The following is a 280-nucleotide window of genomic DNA, read 5'->3' on the forward strand; positions in this document are numbered from 1 at the left end:
TTTGCTATTTAAAGCATGTGGAGTAATTAAATGGAGGCGGAACCCGGAGTCGAACCGAGGTGGACGGATTTGCAATCCGCTGCATGGCCACTCTGCCATTCCGCCTTAACGCTTCCAAATAATTTGGAGCGGCACACGAGGCTCGAACTCGTGACCTCGACCTTGGCAAGGTCGCGCTCTACCAACTGAGCTAGTGCCGCGTTAAACTATTCATTAATATTTTATCTAACTTTCAATTATCTTGGTAGAATAATTAAAAGTGGTGCCCGAGGCCGGACTT

At 47.5% G+C, this 280-nt stretch carries 2 tRNA genes; both read right to left on the reverse strand.

The features are described 5' to 3' along the window. Positions 1-31: 31 nt before the first annotated feature. Positions 32-105, reverse strand: a tRNA-Cys gene (locus tag B2R65_RS15600). Between the two features lie 19 nt (positions 106-124). After that, positions 125-200: transfer RNA gene (locus tag B2R65_RS15605), tRNA-Gly, on the reverse strand. Positions 201-280: the final 80 nt, after the last annotated feature.

Origin of the sequence: Pseudoalteromonas sp. UBA2102 (genome assembly GCF_002331165.1) — a bacterium.
In the GTDB taxonomy this organism is placed as follows: domain Bacteria; phylum Pseudomonadota; class Gammaproteobacteria; order Enterobacterales; family Alteromonadaceae; genus Pseudoalteromonas; species Pseudoalteromonas atlantica.